The organism is Alexandriicola marinus (assembly GCF_004000435.1).
GTDB classification, from domain to species: domain Bacteria; phylum Pseudomonadota; class Alphaproteobacteria; order Rhodobacterales; family Rhodobacteraceae; genus Alexandriicola; species Alexandriicola marinus.
The window spans coordinates 1-391 of record NZ_RBVZ01000076.1; the positions used below are offsets into that span (position 1 = coordinate 1).

Below are 391 nucleotides of genomic sequence, written 5' to 3' on the forward strand. Positions count from 1 at the left end.
GGCACCGCGATCGTGATGGGCAAGAAGGGCCGGCGCGTGTGGACCGATGGCGGCGATGCCGATGCGCTGGGCCGCGGCGTGCTCGACGCCTACGAGAAGAAGAACCTGCGTTATTCGCAGCTGGCGCCGCTGGCGATGTTTGAGGAAAAGAACACGAAGAACAACCTGCCGGCGCAGATCGACATCTACGAGGAAGGCGAAGACGCCTACAAATTCCTCTTTGTCGCCAAGGGCGGCGGCTCGGCCAACAAGACGTTCCTTTATCAGGGCACGCCGTCACTGCTGACGCATGACCGCATGATCGAGTTCCTGAGGGAGAAAATCCTCACGCTCGGCACCGCAGCCTGCCCGCCCTATCACCTGGCGATCGTGATCGGCGGCACTTCCGCCG

At 62.7% G+C, this 391-nt stretch carries 1 protein-coding gene; it reads left to right on the top strand.

Annotated features, from left to right (window positions below; genetic code table 11):
• On the top strand, positions 1–391 hold a 391-nt coding region (locus EP376_RS22750; protein WP_206074851.1), incomplete at both ends, for a fumarate hydratase.